This is a genomic window from Microbacterium ureisolvens, assembly GCF_019511645.1.
Lineage (GTDB): Bacteria > Actinomycetota > Actinomycetes > Actinomycetales > Microbacteriaceae > Microbacterium > Microbacterium ureisolvens_A.
Genome location: NZ_JAEUAX010000002.1, coordinates 497479 through 519453, shown reverse-complemented (window position 1 = coordinate 519453; position 21975 = coordinate 497479). Strand labels below are relative to the sequence as shown.

Annotated in this window: 19 protein-coding genes; 9 read left to right on the top strand and 10 right to left on the bottom strand. The window is 69.2% G+C overall.

The features are described from left to right. Positions 1–51: 51 nt before the first annotated feature. Both JNB61_RS06500 and JNB61_RS06495 read left to right on the top strand, forming a co-directional pair. On the top strand, positions 52–1146 hold the full coding sequence (locus JNB61_RS06500; RefSeq protein WP_220339096.1) for an AI-2E family transporter: 1095 nt from the start codon (positions 52–54) through the stop codon (positions 1144–1146). Positions 1147–1186: 40 nt separating this feature from the next. After that, positions 1187–2278 carry a DUF998 domain-containing protein gene (locus JNB61_RS06495; protein WP_220339095.1) on the top strand — a complete coding sequence of 364 codons (1092 nt, stop codon included), beginning with the start codon at positions 1187–1189 and terminating at the stop codon, positions 2276–2278. On the opposite strand, the gene JNB61_RS06490 is transcribed toward JNB61_RS06495, so the two are convergent. Beyond that, entirely contained in the window at positions 2267–3610 is a 1344-nt protein-coding gene (locus JNB61_RS06490; RefSeq protein ID WP_220288712.1) for an ion channel protein, read from the bottom strand. The two genes, JNB61_RS06495 and JNB61_RS06490, sit on opposite strands and share 12 nt — an antisense overlap. A gap of 109 nt (positions 3611–3719) precedes the next feature. Between JNB61_RS06490 and JNB61_RS06485 the strand changes: the two genes are divergently transcribed. Further along, on the top strand, positions 3720–4610 hold the full coding sequence (locus JNB61_RS06485) for a potassium channel family protein (protein WP_220339094.1): 891 nt from the start codon (positions 3720–3722) through the stop codon (positions 4608–4610). 103 nt (positions 4611–4713) lie between these two features. On the opposite strand, the gene JNB61_RS06480 is transcribed toward JNB61_RS06485, so the two are convergent. Genes JNB61_RS06480 through JNB61_RS06470 form a run of 3 tightly spaced genes read right to left on the bottom strand, consistent with a single transcriptional unit; the run spans position 4714 to position 5906 of the window. Continuing rightward, the gene (locus JNB61_RS06480) at positions 4714–5046 is read right to left on the bottom strand and encodes an SHOCT domain-containing protein (RefSeq protein WP_220288886.1); all 333 of its coding nucleotides are present in this window, start codon (positions 5044–5046) and stop codon (positions 4714–4716) included. A 29-nt stretch (positions 5047–5075) separates the two neighbouring features. Further along, positions 5076–5492: a DUF6325 family protein gene (locus tag JNB61_RS06475; RefSeq protein WP_159841019.1), complete on the bottom strand. Its 417-nt coding sequence runs from the start codon at positions 5490–5492 to the stop codon at positions 5076–5078. Positions 5493–5516: 24 nt separating this feature from the next. Then, positions 5517–5906, bottom strand: a complete 390-nt coding sequence (locus tag JNB61_RS06470; RefSeq protein WP_220288714.1) for an SHOCT domain-containing protein — start codon at positions 5904–5906, stop codon at positions 5517–5519. Positions 5907–6082: 176 nt separating this feature from the next. On the opposite strand from JNB61_RS06470, the gene JNB61_RS06465 reads away from it, so the two are divergent. After that, entirely contained in the window at positions 6083–7222 is a 1140-nt protein-coding gene (locus tag JNB61_RS06465; RefSeq protein ID WP_220288715.1) for an AI-2E family transporter, read from the top strand. 374 nt (positions 7223–7596) lie between these two features. Here JNB61_RS06465 and JNB61_RS06460 read toward each other — a convergent pair whose 3' ends face one another. Both JNB61_RS06460 and cls read right to left on the bottom strand, forming a co-directional pair. Beyond that, the gene (locus tag JNB61_RS06460) at positions 7597–8469 is read right to left on the bottom strand and encodes an endonuclease domain-containing protein (RefSeq protein ID WP_308291213.1); all 873 of its coding nucleotides are present in this window, start codon (positions 8467–8469) and stop codon (positions 7597–7599) included. Between the two features lie 277 nt (positions 8470–8746). Then, on the bottom strand, positions 8747–10222 hold the full coding sequence (cls, locus tag JNB61_RS06455) for a cardiolipin synthase (RefSeq protein WP_220288716.1): 1476 nt from the start codon (positions 10220–10222) through the stop codon (positions 8747–8749). Between the two features lie 150 nt (positions 10223–10372). On the opposite strand from cls, the gene JNB61_RS06450 reads away from it, so the two are divergent. Continuing rightward, entirely contained in the window at positions 10373–12007 is a 1635-nt protein-coding gene (locus JNB61_RS06450) for a SulP family inorganic anion transporter (protein ID WP_220339093.1), read from the top strand. A gap of 185 nt (positions 12008–12192) precedes the next feature. On the opposite strand, the gene JNB61_RS06445 is transcribed toward JNB61_RS06450, so the two are convergent. Next, positions 12193–14535 carry an arylsulfatase gene (locus JNB61_RS06445; protein ID WP_220339092.1) on the bottom strand — a complete coding sequence of 781 codons (2343 nt, stop codon included), beginning with the start codon at positions 14533–14535 and terminating at the stop codon, positions 12193–12195. A gap of 128 nt (positions 14536–14663) precedes the next feature. Here JNB61_RS06445 and JNB61_RS06440 point away from each other — a divergent pair, with 128 nt between their 5' ends. Then, complete coding sequence (locus JNB61_RS06440; protein ID WP_220339091.1) at positions 14664–15599, top strand: HAD family hydrolase; 936 nt, start codon at positions 14664–14666, stop codon at positions 15597–15599. 4 nt (positions 15600–15603) lie between these two features. On the opposite strand, the gene JNB61_RS06435 is transcribed toward JNB61_RS06440, so the two are convergent. From JNB61_RS06435 to JNB61_RS06425, 3 genes are all read right to left on the bottom strand, one after another. Then, positions 15604–16518 (bottom strand): formylglycine-generating enzyme family protein, encoded by a 915-nt coding sequence (locus tag JNB61_RS06435; RefSeq protein ID WP_220339090.1) that lies wholly within the window; start codon positions 16516–16518, stop codon positions 15604–15606. A gap of 20 nt (positions 16519–16538) precedes the next feature. After that, entirely contained in the window at positions 16539–17210 is a 672-nt protein-coding gene (locus JNB61_RS06430) for a GAP family protein (RefSeq protein WP_220288718.1), read from the bottom strand. 131 nt (positions 17211–17341) lie between these two features. Continuing rightward, the gene (locus JNB61_RS06425) at positions 17342–17983 is read right to left on the bottom strand and encodes a hypothetical protein (protein WP_159841041.1); all 642 of its coding nucleotides are present in this window, start codon (positions 17981–17983) and stop codon (positions 17342–17344) included. A 129-nt stretch (positions 17984–18112) separates the two neighbouring features. Here JNB61_RS06425 and JNB61_RS06420 point away from each other — a divergent pair, with 129 nt between their 5' ends. From JNB61_RS06420 to JNB61_RS06410, 3 genes are all read left to right on the top strand, one after another. Beyond that, entirely contained in the window at positions 18113–19330 is a 1218-nt protein-coding gene (locus JNB61_RS06420; RefSeq protein ID WP_220339089.1) for a glycosyltransferase, read from the top strand. A gap of 6 nt (positions 19331–19336) precedes the next feature. After that, entirely contained in the window at positions 19337–20584 is a 1248-nt protein-coding gene (locus JNB61_RS06415; RefSeq protein WP_220339088.1) for a glycosyltransferase, read from the top strand. Positions 20585–20927: 343 nt separating this feature from the next. Next, complete coding sequence (locus JNB61_RS06410) at positions 20928–21950, top strand: GlxA family transcriptional regulator (RefSeq protein WP_220339087.1); 1023 nt, start codon at positions 20928–20930, stop codon at positions 21948–21950. Positions 21951–21975 lie beyond the last annotated feature (25 nt).

Below are 21975 nucleotides of genomic sequence, written 5' to 3'. Positions count from 1 at the left end.
CCCAGTGTGGCACTGTGCGGCCTCGACCGGGAAGCGCGGTACCCTGACGCGGTGACCCGCGCCGCGCAGCCCGCTCCGCCCCCCGCGATCTCGCCCAGCTTGCGCGTGCTCCTCGTGCTCGCCGCGACCGTTGTGGTGCTCGCGGGCGTGTACTTCGCGCGGAGCCTCATCGGCCCGCTGGCGCTGGCCATCGTGCTCGTCGTCATCTGCGAGCCGGTCCGCAGGCCGCTCCAGCGCCGCGGCTGGCCGCGCTGGACCGGAACGACCGCGGTCATCCTGCTCGCGTACCTCGTGCTCGCGATCATGGGCGTCCTGCTGTGGGTCGCCGGCGTGCAGTTCGCGGGCCTCGTGTCGGACTACCTCGACCAGCTGCGCGGCAGCCTCGACGACTTCCTCGCGTGGCTCCAGTCCGTCGGTCTCGATCAGCAGGCGACGGATGCTGCGGCCTCGGTACTCGACCCCACGGCGCTGCTGAGGGTCGTGGGAAGCGTCGGCGGCACCGTGATCGGAGTCGTCACGGCGCTGTTCTTCGTCGTCTCGTACATCATCTTCACCGCGGCGGACGCGGCGCGGTACCGCGATGCGGAGCGGGTCTTCGGCGCCGGGCGCCGCCCGGTCCTCGCGCGGATCGGGCGCCTCAACACGGGGGTTCGTCGCTACTACGTCGTGAACGCGTCGTTCGGCGCGGTCGTCGCGATCATCGACGGGCTGGCGCTGTGGGCCCTGGGCGTACCCGCACCCATCGTGTGGGCCGTGCTCGCGTTCGTCACGAACTTCATCCCCAACATCGGCTTCGTGCTGGGCCTCATCCCGCCCGCGGTGCTGGCGTTCGTCGTCGGCGGCTGGCCGCTGCTTCTTGCCGTCATCGCCATCTACTGCGTCGTGAACGTCGTGCTGCAGGTGCTCGTGCAGCCGAAGTTCGTCAGCGACGCGGTCGACCTGAGCCTGACGCTGAGCTTCTTCTCGGTCGTGTTCTGGACCTTCGTCATCGGCCCGCTCGGCGCGATCCTCTCGATCCCACTGACCTTGTTCGTGCGGACGCTGGTGCTCGAGGGCGACCCCGGCTCACTCTGGCTGCGGTGGCTGTCGGGAGACCGCACGGCCACGCCGGCGTCCGCCGCCCGCGAATCCCTCTCCGACTCCTGATCCCTTTTCCCCTCACCACCCGAGTCCCCCGGAGCCCCCGATGACCCAGACCTCGCTCGATCGACCCACCCCCGAGCAGCCCGCCTCGCCCCGCAAGGCTGCGGGCATGTTCGACGCTTCGAGCGAGCGCTCGCTGGAGTCGCTGGCCCTCGGCGTCGGCGCGATCTCCTTCGTCCTCGTCGCCCTGGTGTCGCTGGTCGTGTTCCAGTTCCAGGCGGCGCCGATCTCGGGTCCGGGATCGGTCGGCCAGTTCGCCGCGATCGCCTCGGGCGCCGTGGCCTTCCTCGCGGTGGTGGCGGGGCGGATCGTCGTGCACCGCCACGAAGGCGGCCGCCGCCTTCACGTGCTGGACTACATCGACGTCGCGGCCCTCGCCTTCGCGCACGGCGTGATCGCGCTGCTCGGCTGGACGCTGCTCGCCGTGATCCTCGAGCAGGCGTTCATCGGCGCGACGGTCTTCGCACTCCCGGTGCTCCTCCTCGCGGGCGCCACCGCGGCGATGAGCGGCTACGTCGCCTTCTACTCGGCGACGCACATGGACCTGCAGCTGCTTGCGGTGGTGCTCGCCGTGTTCCTGGTGTTCGGCGTCCTCGCCAGCATGCTCACTGCGAGCGACCCGGACTGGTGGAAGGACAACCTGAGCGCCCTCGGCATGTCGTCGAACGTGTCGGCCTTCGCGTTCAACATCACGATCATCGTCGCCGGTTTCCTGGTGACGACGCTCGCCCGCTACTCGACGCGCGGGATCCCGACGGCGAACCTCAAGGGCATCGGCCGCGTGCGCGTGACCCTCATCGTGCTCGGCGTGTTCCTGGGAATGGTCGGCCTGTTCCCGGTCGACAAGTTCTTCGCGCTGCACACCGGCGTGGCCTCCGGCATGGTCGCCGCGTTCGGTGTGCTCGTGATCGCGCTTCCGCGATGGATCACCGGCATCCCGCGGGCGTTCGTCGCGCTCGGCTGGCTGTTCCTCGCGGTCACTCTGCTGCTCGCGGTGTTCTTCTTCATCGGCTACTACACGCTGACCGCCGTCGAGCTCGTGGCCGGCATCCTCGTGTTCACGTGGATCGTGCTGTTCATCCGCAACGCGGCGGCGCTGCAGCAGGACGAGCAGCGGGCCCCGTCAGCGGACTGAAGCCGGCTGGTCCCACGGCAGGCGGGCGCCGGGCCGTTCGCGCGCGAGGTCGTCCGGCGTGATCAGCATCTCGCGCGCCCGTGTGACGATGAGCCACGCCGGCAGCACGATGATGCACAGCATCGGGAGCACCGTGATGTCGTCCACGAGCGCGACGGCGACGAAGAGGGCGACCCAGCCGTCGCGGGCGATGGCCAGCACAACGCCGAGGATCCCGCATGCGACGGCGAGAGAGAGCGGCAGCGCGGGCAGCAGTGCCCCCCCGAGCAGGCCCGCAGCCACACCCAGGAACACTGCCGGGAAGATTCGGCCACCGCGGAACCCCGCCGACGCAGCAACGACGAGCGCGGCCATCTTGACGAGCAGGATCACGGTCAGCTGCGCAGGAGGGTAGTCGCTGGGGTCGGCGAGCAGTTGGGCGCTCTGGTCGAGACCCTTGAAGAGTGTGATCGGGCCACCGATCGCTCCGAGCACACCCAGCACCATCCCGCCGAGCGTGGTGAATATCAGCGGATGTCGCAGCGCGTGGAAGGCGCGATGCACGAGCGGGAACAGATAGATGCCGACGAGCCCGAACGCGGCCGCCCCGCACGCGATGACCGCACCGAGAAGCAGATCGAACGGCTGCGGTCCACCGTAGGGGTCGAACGGGGCCTGTGCGCCGAAGCTGTCGCCAAGCAGATAGGTCGTGACCGATCCCGCGCCGGCGGCGACGAGGGGGAGGAACAGCTTGTCCCACAGCGACCCGCCCATCTTGAACTCACCGACCATGCCCGTGAAGACGAGGGCGGCGGCGACCGGCGTGCCGAACAAGGCGCCGATGGTCGCCGAGATCGCCAGCGCTCCGATCAGCGCGGGCGGCACCGCCTTCGAGATCCGGGCGACGATCGCGACCGCGAGCGTCACGTTGATCGCGATGATCGGATTCTCCGGTCCCAGGCTCACGCCGCCGGCGAGGCTGAGGATGACCACGACCGCGAGTCCCGGCAGCACCGACATCTTCAGTGGCGTGGCCGCGAGCTCGGTCGTCGCCGAGTCCGGGCCGGCATGGCCCGGGACCAGCCACACCACCAGCCCGACAGCGATGCCGGTGAAGGTGAGCACGGCGAAGATCCACCACGGCGAGTCCGGCGCGATGCCCAGCGACTTCGGCAGGTCCGTCCACAGGACACCGTCCAGTCGGGCGGCGATCTGGTTGAGCAGCCAGAGCGACAGCGCTGACACCACCCCGATGATGATCGCGGGGATCGACAGCAGGATCAGTCGTCGGACGGTGAGCTGAGGTCCCGGCGGGGTGGCCGGTGCGGGCGAGGCGGCGGAGGGGCCGGGCATGGCCACACGATAGCGGTCGCCGACCACAGCCGCGAGGAACGGCCGACACGATCCCGCCCGGCGGGCGCGTCCGCTGCGCGCAGGAGCGCGCATGCGACATGATTCGGCTGTGGATGAGCACACCTGGCACAAGCGCACCTCGGGGCCGTTGATCGTCGCGAGCTTCGCGTACCTGGTGGCGTATTCGTGGCGTGTGATCGCCGATCTGCAGGGGCCCGGCCGGGCCGTGGCGACGACCGTCATCCTCGTCACGTGGGCGATGTTCATCGCCGACTACCTCGTGCGCCTCATGCTCGCCCGTCAGAAGTGGCGCTGGTTCCGCACGCATCTTCCGGCGCTGGCGTTCGCGCTGGTTCCCGTGCTCCGGCTCGTGCGGCTGCTGCGCGTGCTGACCAAGCTGCCCGGCATGAAGACGACCGCCGGCGGCGTGCTGCGCACCCAGATCCTCGTCTACGGCGTGGGCGCATCGCTCATCCTGATCTACATCGCGTCACTCGCGGTGCTCGAGGCCGAGCGCCATGCGGCGGACGCCAACATCACCACGTTCGACATCGCGATCTGGTGGGCGTGCGTGACCGTCACGACGACCGGCTTCGGCGACTACACCCCCGTGACCGGACCGGGCCGCTGGGTCGGCGTCGGGCTGATGTTCGGTGGAGTCGCGCTCGCCGGCGTGATCACGGCGACGCTCGCGTCGTGGGTGCTCGAGCGCGCCGCCCGCGATCACGACGACGAGGAGCCGGCGACGCGCGCTCAGCTGCGGATGCTGATCGAGCGGATCGATGCCCTGGCTCTCGCGCCCGGTGCCGCGGGCGCCGCGGCTGCCGGTGCCGCGACTGCCGCGCCCGGTGCCGCGAGCCCCGGCGAGCAACAGCCTGGGCAGGCGGCTCCCGGCGACGTCGAGCCGCGCAGCGAGACGCCCGGCTCTCCGGGCGCCCCCGGTCCCGAGCGGCACTCCGGCGGTCTGGGCGAGGGCGGCGACGACCGCCCCGGTGGCTGAGCAGCGGGGCATCCGTTCGCGCGGCGGGCGGCAGCATCCGTCTCCCGTGCATGCAAGAAGGCCGCGTACCCCGGAGGGGACGCGGCCTTCTCGACCGGTTGCGTCAGGAGAGCAGCTTGGCCTTCGCCGCCGCGAACTCCTCGTCCGACAGGATGCCCTGCGCGTGCAGCTGCGCGAGCTGCGTGAGCTTGGCCATCATGTCGTCCTGGGCCGGCGCGGGCGCCTGAGCAGCCTGGGCGGCCTGGGCGTTGGCGACGGCCTGCGCTGCCGCCTGATCCATGGCCGCCTGCTGCGCCTGGGCCTCGTAGGCCTGCTGCTGCGACTGGTCGTAGTACTTCTGCTGCTGGTGGCGTGCGACGCTGCCCGAGACGGCCGTCGCCGTGCCGGCGACGACAGCGGTGCGGGCGGCCATGCCGATCAGGCCGGGACGGCCCATTCTTCCGAGTGGCATGTGTCTTTCCTCCTTCAGTCCGCGTGCTCAGCGAGGAACGCGTTGACGATCGGTGCCGGAATGCCCTCGCGAGCGATGACGGCCCCGCCGGCGTCGTAGAGCGCTGCCGCGAACGACTTCGCCCACAGCAGCTCGACCACGAGGATCGCCGCCGACGAGCCCGGCTCGAGGTTCTCGGCGAGGTACAGGATGTCTTCCTGACCCGCGAGACCCGCCAGGTCGAGCGCGGGAGCGCCGTCGTCGATCGTGTCGGACAGCTCGAGCACCTCGATCTCGCCCTCGGGCGAACGGCGGGCGAACACGAGGTCGAGCACGTTCACCGTGCCGGCGGCGACGAGGTCGTCGATCGCCTGGAGCACCGCGGGACCCGGGCGGTCACCCTCGAAGCCGATCGCGTAGAACTCGATCGGGCCATAGTCGAAGGTCGTCATGTCTTCTCCTGTTCCGGTACCGGCCTAGGCTGCCAGCGCCTTGGCCTTGAGGGCGTCGAACTCGGCCTGCGAGATCGCGCCCGAGTCGAGCAGCGACTTCGCCTTCGCGATGTCGTCGGCCGCACTGGATCCGGATCCGGCGGTCTGCCGGATGTATGCGTCCTGAGCGGCGCGGAGCTCCTGCGCCTGCGCGATGGAGCGCTTCTGCATGCCGTTGCCGCGGGCGATGAGGTAGATCAGCGCCGTGAGGAACGGCACGAAGATGAGGAAGATGATCCAGATCGCCTTCAACCAGCCGTTGAGCGAGTCGTCGCGGAACAGGTCGCCGATGATCGAGAAGATCACCATCAGGTACGCGACGAAAACGAAGATCCAGAACATCCAGAGGATGAAGTCCCAGAAGCCGCCACCCATTTCACACCAGCTTTCTCGACGGGACGAGCCGTCGGAATCGAATTTGCAAGGGGATCGACGCTGTCGTGGCCTTCCCCTGGCAGAACCGTACTACCTAAAGGCGGCGGAGAACGAACGGGAATCCGAACTCGCGTCGGAGTATTCGCCAGAGGTTCAGAGGCCCCATGATTAGGGGCATGACCGACCCCGCCGAACCCGTCGTCTCGTCCGTCTCCCCCGAGGAGGTGGTCGCGGTGGCGCAGGAGCGTCCCCGCCGCTTCTCCAAGGTGCTGGCCGGGCTCGACCATCCGCTCGCAACGGGCTTCCTCGTCACCATCGGCGTGCTCGCCGCACTGGTGCTCGGATCGGCCATCGGGTCGATCTCGACGATCCTCGTCTACATCGTCCTGGCGATGTTCCTCGCGGTCGGGCTCGACCCGATCGTGCGCATGCTGGAGCGCCACAAGGTCAAGCGCGGCGCTGGCATCGCGATCGTGTTCGCCGGCTTCGCGCTGGTGATGGTGGCGTTCTTCGTATTCGTGCTGCCGCCCGTCGTCGCCCAGATCGTGCAGCTCGTGCAGGCCATCCCCGAGCTCGTCGAGAACATCCCGCAGTCCGAGTGGTTTGCACGACTCGCTCCCGACGCGCAGGTCGCGGTTCTCGGAGCCCTCGAGCAGATCGCCGAGTGGGTCTCGGCGCCGTCGACCCTCGCAGCTCTCGGCGGCGGCGTGCTGGCGGTCGGAGTCGGTTTCGTCGCGGCGATCTCCGCGAGCTTCGTCGTCATCGCGCTGACGCTGTACTTCCTCGCCTCGCTCACGGCGGCCAAGCGCGCGTTCTACGACCTCGCGCCGGCCCACAGCCGTGTGCGCCTCGCGGACCTCACCGAGCGCATCACCGATTCCGTCGGCAGCGCCCTCATCGGGTCGGTCATCCTGTCGTCGATCAACGCCGCCGTGGTGTTCGTGCTGCACGTCGTGATCGGGCTGCCGTTCCCCGCGCTCATGGCCGTGATCGCGTTCGTCGTGACCCTCATCCCGCTGTTCGGCTCGGTGATCTTCTGGATCTTCGCGTCGATCATCGCGCTGTTCACGAGCCCCGAGCAGGCCCTGATCTTCTTCATCGCGTACCTCGTCTACATCCAGATCGAGTCGTACGTCGTGAGCCCGCGCGTCATGAACAAGGCGATCGAGATCCCCGCGGCCCTGGTCCTCATCGGCGCGCTCGCCGGTGGCGCGCTCGCCGGCATCGTGGGCGTCCTGGTCGCCCTGCCCGTGATGGCGTCGATCCTGCTGATCATCCGCGAGGTCGTGGTGCCGAGGCAGAACCTCAAGGTCTAGCGGAATCGCCTCGGAGGCACGGATGCTGCGGTCCGCGGCATCCGTCCCCCGTGCCGTCCGTCCCGGTCTGCCGCCCGTCTCCTCGATTGAGGACCGTTGCCGAGTTGAGGACCGCCCGGGCATGGATGCTCCGCATGTCGGCCACGCTCCTCGTTTGAGGGAGCAGACATGGATTCTCGACCCGAGGCCGGGCCTTTCCGTCCGATCACGAGGCCGCGCGGCCACGTCCTCAGCTGAGGAGCGTTGCCGAGTCGAGGATCGTCGCCCGCGGATGGCTCCGCGTTTCGGCGCACGGCCTCAACTGAGGAGATCGGCCTGAGGGGATGCATGACTCCTGCGCGCGGCACTCAGCCGCGATCGCCCTCGATCCGGGCTCAGCGCGCGAGGTGCAGACCCTCCGCGACGGCGTTCATGATGAGCTGCTGCACCGAAGGCCAGTCATCCATGACCTGGCTGTAGCCCACGCGGACCACGTGGTAGCCGCGCAGCATGAGCTCAGCGTCGTGTTTGTTGTCGGCTTCGCGCTGCGGTCCGACGTGATGACCACCGTCGATCTGCAGCACGAGACGGTCGCCGATGAGGAAGTCGACGCGATGGCCGTGGACCCAGATCTGGTGGAGGATCCGCAGCCGCAGCCAACGCAGCCGCCGCGGCACGATGGTCTCGAGACCCGAGTCGGCGAATGGCGTCGCCTCGGCGAGGATGTCGCGAGCGAGGCCTGGCAGCCTCAGACGCGCAAGTATCTGTCGGTCAATCAGGCTCTTGTTGAGCGCTGACTCCCACACGGCGAGAGCGTGTTCGAAGGGCTGGCACTGCGCGATCGCAACAAGGGCGTTCTCGATCCCGTCTTCCAGTACATGCGGAGGTCGAGCCACGACCGGTGCGAACCAGTGCACGATCGCCTTCAGGTCTCCGGTGGTCTGCTCGCGCTCTATCCGCACGCCCCCAGCGCTCGGTGGCGCGCAGACATGGGGCCGCGCTGTGTCGACGTGCACCCAAAGCCCGAGCCGCTGAGCCTGCGTGACGCACCCCAGTACGACGCCCGCGCGCGCAGCAGAGACCAGCTGCGGATCTGCGTCGGGGAGCGCCAGCCACGAGCGGCGGATGCGCACAAGAGAGCCCTTTGCGACCGCATCGGCGAGATCCCGCTTGCTCGTGTCACGGCCGAGGAGAGCCGACTGCCGGGCGATCCCCTTTCGTGACCGCAGCAGCAGCATCCACGGCGGTTCCGACGTCCCTGTTGTCACCGATTCAGCGTGGATGCCGCATCCCACGGACTCACAGGGTGTGCGCCGATCCGTTCAAAACCGCTGCGACCTCCGACCTGGGGAGGAGTCGTGGTCCGTCAGCGTGCAACCCGCCGGATCGCCTGGTTCCTCAATTGAGGTTCTGGGCCGACCTCAGCACCGATTCGCGGCGAGTCTTCCCTCGACTCGGCTCTCCACCTCGAATGAGGAGAAGCGCAGCAGGGGAACAGGGAGGGGTGACGGATGCCTCGCGCCGAGGCATCCGTCACCCGCAACGTCAGTTCAACGCAGACGTGAGGCGCATCAGGCCGTCGAGGAACGTGGCCTTGGCGGGCTCGCGGCGCCATTCCTCGAGGGTGAGCTCACGGCCGGCGTCGCGGTACGCCTGCTCGACCTCGCGCATGCCCTTGACGAACGACTCGCCGCGCACCATGAGGGAGACCTCGCTGTTGAGGCTGAAGGAGCGGATGTCCATGTTGCTCGAGCCGATGACGGCGATGTCGTCGTCGATCGAGAAGTGCTTGGAGTGGAGGATGAACGGCGCCGGGTAGAGGAAGATCCGGACGCCGGCTTCGAGCAGCACCTGGTAGTACGACCGCTGGGCGTGCCACACCATGAACTGGTCGCCGACCTCCGACACGAACAGCTGCACCTCCAGGCCCCGCTGGCAGGCGCTCGTGATCGCGTAGACCATCGCCTCGTCGGGGACGAAGTAGGGGCTCGTGAGGATGACCTTCTCGGTCGCGCCGTAGATCAGCGACAGGAACAGCCGGAGGTTGTTCTCGGTGTCGTAACCCGGCCCGCTCGGCACCACCTGGCACAGCAGTGCGTCGGGCGCGGTCGACACGGGCAGCTCGGCCGGCGGCACCTGGGCCGTCGCCGACAGGTCTTCGCCGGTCTCGATGAGCCAGTCCGACAGGAAGACGGTGTTCACGGATGCCACGACCGGCCCGGTCAGCCGCGTCATGAGCTCCTGCCACTTGAGGCCGCGCTTGATGTTCTTCGGCGAGTCGTAGTGCCGGGCGATCAGGTTCTGCGAGCCCATGAACGCGACGCGGCCGTCGACCACGACGATCTTGCGGTGGTTGCGCAGGTCGGGGCGCTGGTACTTGCCCTTGAAGGGCTCGACCGGGAGCATCCAGGCCCACTTCACGCCGATGCGGTCGAGCTCGGCGAGCATCTTGCCGCTGTCGGCCACCTTCTTGGTCGCGACGTAGTCGGCCAGGAGGCGCACGGTCACCCCTCGGGCGACGGCTCGCTCCATGGCGGCGAAGAACTCGCGGGTCGAGTCATCCCATCCGACGATGAAGAACTCGATGTGCACGAAGTCCTGGGCGGTGTCGATCTCGGTCGCCATCGCGTCGAGCGACTCCTGGTAGTGCGGCAGGAGCGTCGCCTCGTTGCCCGTCGACGCGGGAAGGGCGGTCAACGTCTGGTTCTGCTGCACCACGCGCTGGAACCACCGCGGCCACGAGGCATCCGTCTCCGACAGTGCGCCGTCGGTCACCCTGCCCCGGATGATCTCGTCGATGCGCGCCTGCTCGGCGCGTCTCTTCGCCGGCAGGCGGAAGTTGCCGATGACGAGGTAGAGGATCACACCGACGCCGGGGAGGATCACGATCAGCAGGATCCACGCCATCGCTGCCGTGGGCTTGCGCCCCCGGGGGATCACGATGAGCGCGGTGATGACGATCGCGGCATGCACGAGCGCCGCGAGCGACCAGGTCAGGTTGGCGAGGAGAGTGGTGTCCACCGGCTAAGTGTGGCATTGCGCGGCGCGGCGACGCGTCGTTCATGACGCGTGATCCTGCGGCGCGTCGCGGTCGTCGCGGCGCGTCTGCGACGCGGCGCCCCTCCGCCGGGCGTCTCGGGGCCCGGAGCGACGACTGGGTAGATTCGGCTCATGACGACGACAGCGCCTTCCCCGCGCCCGCGGTGGCTGCTGCCGACCTTCGCCGGCTACCGTCGCGAGTGGCTCGTGCCTGACATCGTCGGCGGGCTCTCGGCCGGGGCCGTGGTGGTGCCGCAGGCGATGGCGTACGCGACGATTGCGAACCTCCCGGTGCAGGTGGGCCTCTACACCTGCATCGTCCCGATGCTCGTCTACGCGCTCCTCGGCGGCAGCCGCGCGATGAGCGTGTCGACGACGTCCACGATCGCGACCCTCACCGCGACCACGCTGGTCTCGGCGGGCGTCGCGGCGAGCGCCGACAGCGCCGACGACGCGCTCGGCTCGCTCATGACGCTCACGCTGCTGGTGGGCGCGATCCTGCTGCTGTGCCGCCTCTTCACCCTGGGCTCGCTCGTCGAGAACATCAGCGGCGCGACGCTGCTCGGCATGAAGATCGGCGTCGGCGCGACGGTCGCCGTCGGGCAGCTGCCGAAGCTGCTCGGCGAGACCTACGACTTCTCGGGGCACGGCTTCCTCCGCTCGCTCGCCGCGGTCGGCGAGGCGTTCGGCACGGTGAACTGGCCCACGGTCGCGCTGTCGGCAGGGTCGATCGCGACGCTGCTCGTGCTCAAGCGCGTGGCGCCGAAGGTGCCCGCAACCCTCATCGTGGTGGTCGGCGGCATCCTGCTCGTCGCGTTCGCGGGCCTGGCCGACGCGGGCGTCGACATCATCGATCCGGTCCCGTCAGGGCTGCCGCTTCCCGGATTGCCCGACTTCACGCACCTCACCGCCCTCGTGCCGGGCGCCCTCGCCATCGCCGTGATGGCGTTCCTGGAGTCGGCGGCGGTGGCGCGCGGCATCCGTCAGGGTTCCGAGCCGCAGATCGACAGCAACCAGGAGATCTTCGCGACCGGCGCCGCGAACGTGGCAGGTGCCTTCTTCACCACGATGCCGGCGGCGGGCGGCTTCTCTCAGAGCGCCGTCAACCAGAACGCCGGCGCCAAGACGCAGCTGTCGACGCTCGTGACGGTCGCGCTCGCCGTGCTGGTGGCGCTCTCGTTCGGTCCGGTGCTGAGCCTGCTGCCTCAGGCGACACTCGCCGCGATGGTCTTCGTGGCGGTCATCGGCCTCATCGACATCCCCGAGCTCATCAGGTGGGCGCGCATCAGCCCGCGCGACTTCTGGGTCGCTGTCGCCGTCGCCCTGGTCGGCCTGTCGGCGGGCCTTCTCGCCGCGGTCTTCGTCGGCGTCGCCGTGACCCTGGTGATGGTGCTGCGCGAGGTCAACATCCCGAAGCTCGAGCTCGAGGGAAGGCGGGGCGGGGCGGTAGCGGTGCACGTCATGCGCGCCATGTACACGGCCAGCGCGCTCGAGAACGAGCAGGCGATCGTCGCGCTCGCCACCGGTGAGAAGGCGACCGCACTCGTGCTCGATCTCGAGCGGCAGTACCTCGTCACCATCACCGTGCTCGACATGTTCGAAGACCTCGACCGCGAGCTGTCGCAACGCGGGATCGTCCTGCACATCGCGGCACTGCCCGAGACCGCGGCGAGGGTCGCGCGCCGCACACCGTGGTACGCGCAGCTCGACGCCGCGGGACGCGTACATGCCACGGTCGACGGCGGCCTGGCGGCAGCATCCGTCTGATCCATGCCCCGACCGGCGGCACGGGCGCAACGTCCTCCGCTCCTCATGTGAGGATCCGAGCCGAGATGCGGAGGGAAAACGCCTCGAGGGTCCTCATTGCGGCTCAGCTCCTCAACTGAGGATCAAGAACCAGAGAACGGATGCTGCAGCCCGAGGCCGCAGCATCCGTTCTCTGTCGTTCGGGGTCAGTCGCGCGCGTACGCCGCCGCGAGATGCGCCTCGAGGTCGAGGTACACGTCGTCCGCGATGTCGAAGACGACCTTCGAGATCTCGCCACCGGTGAAGTCGAACCCGTAGCCGTACAGCGACGACACCGGGTCGGCGCTGTCGCGGCCGATGGTGAGTCCCTCGCCGCAGAGCGAGAAGTGGCCGAGCACCGTGCGGATGTGCTTCTCCCCGACCTGCTGGTCGTCGATGTAGAGCCTGACGGGGCCCTTCGGCTCGCGGTAGTCGCCGGTTCCCTCCTTGACGAACTCGACGCCGATGATGTGCTTGCCCGACATCGGGACGGGAGCAGACACCCGGTCCTCCGGCGGGATGCCGAGGAAGTTGTACACGTAGTGGATCTCGCCGTCCTTGACGACGAGTGCGTGACCGCCGAAGCGCGAACCGTGCGCGAAGATCACGCCCTGGGTCTCGGGCGTGAATTCGATCTCGGCCGCGATCTTGTACGAGCCGCCGTGCACGTTGGCAGCGCTGCGCTCCGGGATCTCGCTGGTGCCGGGATAGTAGACGAACTGGCCCGACGGTGGCGCCGGCTGGTGGAACTCCATCTTGATGAACGTCTCGAAGTCCTTGGGATTGCCGAGGACCTGCAGGTCGTTCAGCGGCAGCACCTTGTTCGCCTTCGCCTCCTCGAGCCACAGGGCTTTCAGCTCCTCGAGCTTGTCGGGGTGCTCGGCAGCGAGGTTGTGCGCCTCAGCACGGTCGACGTCGGTGTGGTACAGCTCCCACTCGTCGCCCGGGAAGTCGCCCTTGCCGCTGACCGGCCCGTGCACCGTCACGGCCTTCCAGCCCTCGTGCCAGATGCCGCGCTGGCCGAACATCTCGTAGTACTGCGTCTTCTTGTTCGTAGGCCCGTCGGGGGCGGCGTCGAACGATCCCACCATCGACACGCCTGACAGGGGCGTCTGCTCGACTCCGTTGTAGGTGTCGGGGAAGCCGACGCCGCACGCCTCGAGGATGGTCGGCACGATGTCGACGGAGTGGTGGTACTGATGCCGCACCTCGCCCTTGGCCCGGATGCCGGCGGGCCAGTGGATCACGAGCGGGTCGGCCACGCCGCCCTGGTACGTGTAGCGCTTGAACATCTTGTACGGCGTCGAGAACGCCGCCGCCCATCCCGTGGGGTAGTGGTTGTAGGTGTCGGGCGATCCCAGCCTGTCGACGAGCCTGAGGTTCTCCTCGAGGCTGTCGGGATACCCGCCGAAGATCTTGCCCTCGTTCACCGACCCGTTTGGACTGCCCTCTCCCGAGGCGCCGTTGTCGGCGCAGTAGATGACGAGGGTGTTGTCGAGCTGGCCGGACTCCTCGAGGTAGTCGATGATCCGGCCGACCTGCGCGTCGGTGTACTCGCTGAAGCCGGCGTAGACCTCAGCCATGCGGCTGAACATCGCCCTCTGCTCGTCCGAGAGGGTGTCCCACGGCAGCACCTCGTCCGTCGGCGCGAACGTGCCCTCGGGCATCGGGTTCAGGGGGGTCAGCGCCGTATCGGACGGGACGATGCCCTTCTCCTTCATGCGCTCGAGCACCCACTCCCGGTAGGACTCGTAGCCGTCGTCGAAGGCGCCCTTGTACTTGTCGATGTACTCCTGCGGGGCGTGGTGCGGAGCGTGGTTGGCGCCCGGGCAGAACCACAGGTACCAGGGCTTGTCGGGCTCGGTCTGCTTGACGTCGCGGATCATCTTGAGGGCCTGGTCGGCCAGGTCCTTCGACAGGTGGTAGCCCTGCTCGGGAAGGTACGGCTGGTCGATGTAGTGGTTGTCTTCGGCGAGCGACGGGAACCAGTTGTTCGTCTCACCGCCGATGAAGCCGTAGAACCGGTCGTAGCCCTGGGCGAGGGGCCAGTGCTTCTTGCTGGCGCCGGCGGTCCACTCGTCGATGGGCACGTTGTGGTTCTTGCCGACCCAGAACGTCGACCACCCGGCGTCGCGCAGGAGGTGCGCCATCGTGACGTTCGAGTCGGGGATGTGGGAGTTGTAGCCGGGGAAGCCGGTCGAGGACTCCGAGATCGTCGCGAAGCCGTTGAGGTGGTGGTTGCGACCGGTGAGGAAGGTCGAGCGCGTGGGAGAGCAGAGCGCCGTGGTGTGCCACTGCGAGTACGTCAGCCCGTTCTCCGCCAGGCGGTCCATCGTCGGCATGTTGATCCGCCCGCCGTACGGCGACCACGCGGCCATGCCGGTGTCGTCGTAGAGCACGACGAGCACGTTGGGTGCGTCCTTCGGTGGCTTGGTCGGGAGAAAGGCTTCCCAGTCCGCCACCGAGTCGCGGACGTCGAGTTCGATCTTTCCCTGGAATTCGCGAGGCACAGGGTCACTCCGTTCTTCACGCACGTCACAAACAAGCAGGGAGACCCGACGAGGTCTCCCACTTGGCACCCTAGGGGGACTCCGTGTCTCGGGGAAGGGTCGACTCGCGTGCCCGCTAGAGTCACGGCATGAGCGAGCCGCTGCCGTCGTGGCGCGACACGGCGACCCGTGCCGCGATCCTGGAATTCGTCGACGCCGTGACCGCCGAGGGCGGTCCGGATTTCGTCCCGCCCGACGCCCGCGTGGCGGTGTTCGACAACGACGGCACCCTGTGGACCGAGAAGCCGATGCCCACGCAGCTGCACTACCTGCTGCAGCAGTGGAAGGCGCAGGCCGCGGCCGACCCGTCGCTCACGGATCGCCAGCCGTACAAGGCCGCGGCATCCGGCGACTTCGCGTGGCTGGGACAGGCGGTCGACAAGCACTACGCCGGTGACGACTCAGACCTCGGCGCGCTGATCGCGGCCGTGTCGGGATCGAGCGCCGGTGCGAGCGTCGAGGAGTACGAGGCATCCGTCGCCGCCTTCTATCGCGATGCCCGCCATCTGTCGCGCGGCAGCTCCTACGCGCACACCGTGTATCAGCCGATGGTGGAGCTCATCCGCTTCCTCGAGGCGCACGGATTCACGGCATACATCGTGTCGGGCGGTGACCGCGACTTCATGCGGCCGATGACGCGGGACTACTACGGCATCCCCGCCGAGCGGGTGGTCGGCACGGGCATGGGCCTCGAGTACGACGCCGACGACAACGTCGTGCGGTACACGTCGACCCTCGCGTTCTTCGACGACGGCCCGGAGAAGCCGGTGCGCATCTGGATGCGGGTGGGCCGGCGCCCGATCCTCGCCGCGGGAAACTCGAACGGCGACATCCCGATGCTCCGCTTCGCGCAGGGCAGCCCCCGCAGCCTCGCGCTGCTCGTGCACCACGACGACGACTCCGGCCGTGGCGACGCCCCCTACGACAAGGGCGCGGAGCAGGCGCTGGACGCGGCATCCGTCCACGGCTTCACCGTCGTGAGCGTGCGCGACGACTGGTCCGCGGTTTTCCCGCCCGCGGAGTGACCCGTCAGGCGTCGCTCGCGCAGCGGAAGCCGATGTGCGACATGCCCGTGTCTTCGGCCTGGGGGGAGCGCGCGGCGGGGCGGAAGCGCAGGCAGTAGTCCGGTGAGCACAGGTGCGAGCCGCCCTTGAGCACACGGCGCGGGATCGACGGGAAGCCCTCCTGCGCGCTCGCCGCGGCGAGGAGGTTCGCCCGCTTGCCGGCGTCGACGGGCTTGTCCGACAGGCGCAGGTGCCGCGGCGTGTAGTAGTCGGTAGTCCACTCCCACACGTTGCCGGTCATGTCGTACAACCCGTAGCCGTTCGGCTCGTACGACCCGACGGGGGCGGCATCCCCGACCCCCTGGTTGTCGTACGGGAAACGCCCGAGCCACGAGTTCGCCTGCGCGACGCCGCCCGGGTACGGCTCGTCACCCCACGCGAACCGCGCCCCCTCGAGCCCGCCCCGCGCGGCGAACTCGTGCTCGGCCTCGGTGGGAAGCCGCAGCCCCGCCCACTCGGCATACGCGGTCGCGTCCTCGAAGGCGACATGGACGACCGGATGCTGCATCCTCTCGTCGATCGACGACTCGGGTCCGAACGGCCGGCGCCAGAAGGCCCCCGGCTGCCACCGCCACCAGTTGCGCCAATCGCGCAGGTCGACGGGGCCCGGTGTCGGGGTGAAGACCATCGCGCCCGGCACGAGGTCGGCGGGGTCCGCGCCCTCGAACGCGGCCGGGTCGAGCTCGCGCTCGGCGACGGTGACGTACCCGGTGTCGTCGACGAACGCGGCGTATTGCGCGTTGGTGACGGCGTACCGGTCGATGCGGAACGGCGCGACCTCGCGCTCATGCACGGGCTGCTCGTCGGGATAGAACTCGTCCGACCCCATGCGGAAGACACCGCCGTCGAGGAGCACCTGGTCGTGGGTCGCCGCAGTCACGGCTCCACCGTAGCCCGGGGTCAGAACGAGCCGATGCCCTTGCCGATGAGCGAGACGCCGATGACCAGCAGCAGAACGGCCATGATGACCGCGTTCTCCTTGCCCAGCCACACGCGCAGCGCGTCGAGCGGGCCGCGGAGCTTCTCAGCGGCGATGAGGTAGCCCACCACCGGGACGAGGACGGTGGATGCTGCGATCAGCGTGAACACCCCGATCACGAGCACGATCGACCCCGTGTCGAGCCCCGCCGAGCCGATGTCGACGCCGGCGGCAGCAGCCATGAGCAGGTTCTTGGGGTTGACCGCCGAGAGGAGGAACCCGAGGCCGAACGCCACGGGGAAGGTGACCTTGTCGATCGCCTGCATCCACTTGGGCATGGTGGGCTCTTCGCCCGCCTTCGGCCGCCCGCGCCACTGGCGGATCGCGAGGAGCAGCAGCCCCGCCCCCAGCACGAGCTTGATCACGCCCGCGACAGGCTTCGAGCCGTCCGCGTCCTGCTCGGGGAGGATCGACGACAGCAGCGTGAACAGGGTCACCGCCACGACGATGCCGAGCACCCAGCCGAGGAGGAACCCGACGCTCGTGACCCGCGCCTTGGGCGACAGGAGCATCAGGATCGCCGCGATGATCGGGATCGGGCTGATCGCCACACCGAGCGCGAGGGGAAGGATCTCTCCGATGACGGCGCCCATGGGCGTGCCTCCTGAGGTGTCGAACGATAACGGCGTGGCTACCGTATCGGTCGTCTGCCGTCAGGCGCCGTCGATCCGGTGGCGCCGCTGAAGGAGCGCCACCACCCGCGAGAGGTCACGTGCGAAGTCCCTCAGTTCTTCGGCTCGATGCGGAGCACCTCGGGCGACTCGCCGACGGTGAGGTCGTCCACGATCCGGAGTGTGCGCGCGAGGTCGTCGACACTGCCGATCACGGTGCCGAAGCGCTCGCGGTCGGAGCAGACCGCCGTCACCGTCACGAAGTGCGTGCCGGTGTCCCACGTGTAAGTGGCGAACGGCGGGGTGCGCGTGTCGGAGGGCAGCGCCATCTCGAGCTTCTCGCCGACGCCGAGGTAGGGGTTGCGGAACGATTCGGTGTCGTCGTACTCCATCGGCATCATCGCCCGCGCGGCGCGGAGGTCGTTGGTGGCCTGCTGCACCTGGGCCATCACGACGACGAGCTCGGCGTCGGCCTTCCAGACCCACACCAGCACCCGACCCGCGGCCTTGCGCATCAGGAAGGGCGCGGCCTGGCTCATCGCCCAGGCGGCGAAGCCGTTGCCGGGGCGCGGCTGCCCGCCCGCGCTCGCGCCCGACTCGATCGGCACCGCGCCCGCAGGGCCGATCATCATGCCGCCCGCCTGATTGAGCAGCATCCGTATCGCCGTCTTCCGGTGACGGCGTCCTCGGAAGCCGAGCGACTCGGTCACGGGCACCCAGAGGTTCGGGTCGGCGTCGGCCTGCAGTCGGGGCATGCGACCAGGGTACGTGCCCCGACGGGCGCGTTCCTGGGGAGCCCCCGGAAACCCCTCGGGTAGGGTGGAGGGCGCGCGGTGACCAGCCGCTGCCGCGCGTCCCCGCCGCACAGACAGGCCCCTAACCCCGTGACCGATCCTGCGACGCCCGACGACACCACCGCCGACGCCGCGAGTCCGCGCGCACTGACGATCCTCTACGGCGCCGACACGTTCCTCCCGCACGTGAACGGCGCCGCCCGCTTCGCGGAGCGCCTCGCCGCCGGCATGGTGGCGCGCGGTCACAAGGTGCACGTGATGGCGCCCAGCAAGACGCACCGCGAGCACGGCACCTTCACCGAGGTCATCGAGGGTCAGCCCATGACCATGCACCGGCTGCCGTCGTGGCGGTGGTATCCGCACGACTGGCTCACGTTCGTCCTGCCGTTCCGGTCGAAGTACTACGCGCGCCGCGTGCTCGACGAGGTGCAGCCCGACGTCGTGCACATCCAGTCGCACATCGTGATCGGCCGCGGCCTCACGCGCGAGGCGCGCAAGCGCGGCATCCCCGTCGTCGCGACGAATCACGTGATGGCCGAGAACGTGCTCGACTTCACGGTGCTCCCGCCGTCGTGGACGCAGTACGCCGTGAAGCTCGCGTGGGAGGACGCCGAGCGCACCTTCAAGATGACCCGCGCCGTCACGACCCCGACCCGCAGGGCCGCCGAGTTCCTCGAGCGCACCATCGACATCCAGGACGTCATCCCGGTCAGCTGCGGCATCGACGCCTCCAACTACACGGCCGACCTCACGCCGCGCGACGCGCACCGGCTGGTGTTCGTCGGCCGGCTCACGACCGAGAAGCAGATCGACGTCGTGCTGCGCGCGATCGCGAAGCTCGACCCGGCGCTGGACGTGCGCTTCGACATCGTCGGCTCGGGCGACCAGCGCCGCAACCTCGAGCAGCTCGTGGCGGAGCTCGACCTGGGCGACCGCGTGCACTTCCACGGTCACACCACCGACGAGGAGCTGCGTGCGCTCCTGACCAACGCGAGCCTGTTCGTGATCGCGTCGATCGCCGAGCTGCAGTCGATCGCGACCATGGAGGCGATGGCCTCCGGCCTGCCGATCGTCGCCGCAGACGCGGTGGCGCTCCCGCACCTCGTGCACGACGGCGAGAACGGCTACCTCTTCCGACCCGGCGACGTCGACGACCTCGCCGCCAAGCTCACGACGGTGCTCACGCAGTCGCCCGAAGAGCGCGTGCGCATGCAGAAGTGCTCGCTCGAGGGCGTCAAGGTGCACGACATGAAGCGCACGCTCGACACGTTCGAGGCGCTGTACCGCGACGAGCCGCTGCCCGAGTAGGCCGCCGTGCACGTCGTGATGTTCGGCGACCAGCACGCCGAATCGCTCGGCGGGGCGCAGGTCTCGATGCGGCTGCAGCGCCGCTTCCTCGAGAAGGCCGGGCACCTCGTCACCATGGTCGCGCCCGCCATGCACGGCCCACGGGCGCGGGCTGAGGCCGCCGATCCCGCCTACGTCGACCTGCCGTCGATCCCCATCACGGCCGACCGCGAGTACTCGATGACCTGGCCCGGCAGGCGTACCGATCGGCGGCTGGATGCTGCGATGGCACGCCGCCCACCGGTCGACGTCGTGCACATCCAGGGCGACTTCTGGGGCGCGTTCATCGGCGTGCGGTACGCCGAGCGGCACGGACTCCCGATCGTGCACACCATGCACAATCGACTCGACGTCGGGATCGAGGCGACGACGCCGTTCCCGAAGACCGTGCTCCGCGTGCTGAACGCCTGGCAGCGCCGGGCCTTGGGGGCACGCGCCGGCGCCGCTGTCGACGAGCGCGGCCATGACGGCTGGGCGTACCTGCGCCGGTTCGGCGTCCGGGCCGCCGCGATCACCGCCCCGTCGACGCACTTCGCGCGCCGGCTCGAGGCGAACGGCGTCGTGCCCGGGGCGAGGTCGTCGCCGGCCGCCGCCGCAGTCGACGTGATCTGGAACGGCATCGACGACGACGCGCTCGACGAGGTGCTGGCGACCGCTCCGGCCGGGCGCGCTCCGGGGCTCCCTCGCTTCGTGTGGCTCGGGCGCATGAGCCCGGAGAAGCGCCTGATTCCGTTCCTCGAGGCGCTCGCCGCCTCGGACATCGAGGCCGAGGTCGAGATCATCGGCGGTGGTGGTCAGCTGCGCGCGGCGCGTCGTCTGGTCGAGAAGCTCCGGCCTCGCGCGACCGTGATCTTCGCGGGAAGGATGCCGTACGCCCGGACCCTGGGGCGCATCGCCGCCGCCGACGCGGTCGTGCAGACCTCGATCGGCTTCGAGACCCAGGGCATGACGATCTTCGAGGCGGCGTCGCTCGGAACACCCGCGGTGGTCAGCGATCCCGACCTCGCGGCCGAGCTCGGAACGGGCTTCTGGGCCGTGGGCGACGGCGTCACCCCCGACCCGTCGATCGCCGCATTGGCGGGCGCGCTGAGGGGCGCAGCATCCGATATATCCGCCGGAGCGCCGCGCGTGCCGGACCCGACCATCCGCGAGCGCTTCCGGCAGTCGTCGCGCTCCGCGGCGATGGTCGAGGTCTATGACCGCGTCACCGCCTGAGCCCGACCGACGCACGCTGCGAAGGTCCTCAGTTGAGGACGAGAGCCGGGTTGAGGAGTGGATCCGGGGATCCGCTCCTCAACCCGGCTCTGATCCTCATCTGAGGGGTCAGGGACCCGCGGGTTGGACACCGCGAGGGTCAGGGGAGGCGAGTGCGGTCGGTGGGGAGGCGACGGTAACCGTCGTTGCGGAGGGCGGCGATCGTCGATGCGAACGCCACCGCGGACAGGGCTGCGAGAAGAATCACCATGAACATGGCAGAAACGCTACGCTTGCGTCAGTACTGCCACGAGTGGCAGAATGGACACACATCGCACGAAAACTGCCAGTCGTGGAGGTTCGGATGAAGACAGTCGCCTGCATCGTGACGGACGGCTTCGCGCCGTTCGAGTTCGGGGTCGCGTGCGAGGCGTTCGGCCTCGATCGCTCCGACGACGGCATCCCGAACTTCGACTTCCGCGTGGTCACGCCCGACCCCGGCGCCGTGCAGTCCAAGATGGGCTTCTCGATCAACGTCGACGCCGACCTCTCGTTCGCGTACGAGGCCGATCTCGTCGTGGTGTCGCCGGTTCCGCACCAGTACTGGAGCGATGTCGACGAACGCGTGCTCGACGTCATCCGCGCCGCGGTCGCCCGCGACGCCTGGGTGCTGAGCGTGTGCAGCGGCTCGTTCGTGGTCGCCGCCTCGGGCGTGCTCGACGGCCGCCGCGCGACCACGCACTGGATGTACGCGCAGAAGATGAAGGAGATGTACCCGTCGATAGACGTCGACCCCGACGTGCTCTACGTGCAGGACGGCCGCATCATCACGAGCGCAGGCACCGCGGCGGGGCTCGACGCCTGCCTGCACCTCCTGCGCCAGGAGCTCGGCGCCGAGATGACCAACATCATCGCCCGCCGTATGGTCGTGCCGCCGCAGCGAGACGGCGGCCAGGCCCAGTTCATCGCGAACCCGCTGCCGGCCACGACGTCGCTGTCGCTCGCGCCGGTCACGGACTGGATGCTCGACAACCTGCGCCTCGAGCTCACGGTCGACCAGCTCGCGACCAAGGCCCACATGTCGCCGCGCACCTTCGCCCGCCGGTTCAAGGCCGACTACGGGGCCACCCCGGCCGCCTGGCTCGCGCGGCAGCGGATCATCCACGCGCAGCGCCTGCTCGAGAAGACCGATCTCGGCCTCGACCGCATCGCCTACGAGAGCGGGTTCGGCTCGGCGGCCGTGCTGCGGCAGAACTTCGCACGCGTGCTCGGCACCACGCCCACCGCCTACCGCTCGCGGTTCGCGTGCCACCTCGATGAGAAGGCGGATGCCTCGGCCTCCGCCGAAGCGAGGACCGAGGCATCCGTTCTCGAACCTGTCGCGTGAGGGCGCGATCGCCGCGGCCTCACGC

Excerpts from the sequence above, each read along its gene's own strand:
- JNB61_RS06465 (WP_220288715.1), top strand. The coding sequence starts at position 6,083 with ATGACCGACCCCGCCGAACCCGTCGTCTCGTCCGTCTCCCCCGAGGAG.
- JNB61_RS06425 (WP_159841041.1), bottom strand. The coding sequence starts at position 17,983 with ATGCCCCGACTGCAGGCCGACGCCGACCCGAACCTCTGGGTGCCCGTG.
- JNB61_RS06450 (WP_220339093.1), top strand. The coding sequence starts at position 10,373 with ATGACGACGACAGCGCCTTCCCCGCGCCCGCGGTGGCTGCTGCCGACC.
- JNB61_RS06430 (WP_220288718.1), bottom strand. The coding sequence starts at position 17,210 with ATGGGCGCCGTCATCGGAGAGATCCTTCCCCTCGCGCTCGGTGTGGCG.
- JNB61_RS06470 (WP_220288714.1), bottom strand. The coding sequence starts at position 5,906 with ATGGGTGGCGGCTTCTGGGACTTCATCCTCTGGATGTTCTGGATCTTC.
- JNB61_RS06480 (WP_220288886.1), bottom strand. The coding sequence starts at position 5,046 with ATGGGCCGTCCCGGCCTGATCGGCATGGCCGCCCGCACCGCTGTCGTC.
- JNB61_RS06495 (WP_220339095.1), top strand. The coding sequence starts at position 1,187 with ATGACCCAGACCTCGCTCGATCGACCCACCCCCGAGCAGCCCGCCTCG.
- JNB61_RS06410 (WP_220339087.1), top strand. The coding sequence starts at position 20,928 with ATGAAGACAGTCGCCTGCATCGTGACGGACGGCTTCGCGCCGTTCGAG.
- JNB61_RS06440 (WP_220339091.1), top strand. The coding sequence starts at position 14,664 with ATGAGCGAGCCGCTGCCGTCGTGGCGCGACACGGCGACCCGTGCCGCG.
- JNB61_RS06475 (WP_159841019.1), bottom strand. The coding sequence starts at position 5,492 with ATGACGACCTTCGACTATGGCCCGATCGAGTTCTACGCGATCGGCTTC.
- JNB61_RS06490 (WP_220288712.1), bottom strand. The coding sequence starts at position 3,610 with ATGCCCGGCCCCTCCGCCGCCTCGCCCGCACCGGCCACCCCGCCGGGA.